Here is a 1,046-nt window from a genome sequence, read left to right on the forward strand (position 1 = left end):
CGCAGCGCGGCCCGGGCCGGGTCCCCGCCGGCGTCCCCGGCCCCGGCGCCCGCGGCGAGCCGGTCCCGGCGGGCGACCGCGGCGGCCCACGCGGCGCCGAGGGCCTCATCCACGGGCTGGGTCAGCTCCTCAACGACCACCCACCCCCGGCCCTGGGAGCCGTCCGCGGCGGGCCGACGCAGCCACACGTGTCCGAAGCCGACCCCGGCCACGCCGCGGGCGTCGAAGTCCTCCAGGTACCCGCGGTAGGCGGCCTCATAGGCGGGCGGGTCGAGCTCGAGCGAGGAGTCCTGCAGCCACGTCTCCGCGTAGCCCGCGGGGTCCTGCCGGTCGCGCTGGAGCAACCAGGCCTGCATCCCCGGCGCCACCCACGAACGCGGGCGCGCGTTCCACGGTGCGGTGTCGGCGTCGGTGGTGTCCCCCGCCGGGATCTCCCAGTTGGCGAGCAGCTGCGCGGTGCCGCCCTCGGCGAGCACGTCCGGCAGGGCCGCGATCAGCTCCGCGACGATCCGGTCGCCCTCACGGCCGCCGTCGCGGTAGGTCAGCACGGGCGCGTCCGGGTCCGTGCGCGGGGTGATCACGAACGGCGGGTTCGAGACCACGAGGTCGAACCGCTCCCCCGCCACCGGCGCCAGCAGATCGCCGGCCGCCAGCCGGACCCGGTCCTCGAGCCGCTCCCGGTCGAGGCCGAGCACGTCCGCGTTGAGCAGCAGGTTGAACCGGGTGAAGGCGAGGGCGCGCTCGGAGAGGTCCGTGGCGGTCACGTGGTCGGCGTGGGCGAGCAGGTGCAGGGTCTGGATCCCGCAGCCCACCCCCACGTCCAGGGCGCGGGCCACGGGACGGCGCTGCGTGGCGCCGGCGAGCGTGAGGGAGGCCCGACCGATGCCGAGCACGTGCTCGGGAGGCAGCGGGCCGCGCCGCTGCAGGGCCGTCAGGTCCGAGGCGATCCACATCCGGCCCGGCTCGTCCGCGTCGTACGGCGAGAGGTCCACCGCGCCGCGCACGCGCCCGTCCGGCCCCTCGACGACGAGCCCGGCCGCCACGGC

Annotated in this window: 1 protein-coding gene; it reads right to left on the minus strand. The window is 77.6% G+C overall.

Annotated elements, in window-relative coordinates:
• Window positions 1–1,046: methyltransferase (locus D8M29_RS12490; RefSeq protein WP_127446037.1), on the minus strand; the 1,046-nt coding region annotated here is incomplete at both ends.

The sequence above is a fragment of the Micrococcus sp. HSID17227 genome, from assembly GCF_003989405.1.
Lineage (GTDB): Bacteria > Actinomycetota > Actinomycetes > Actinomycetales > Micrococcaceae > Micrococcus > Micrococcus luteus.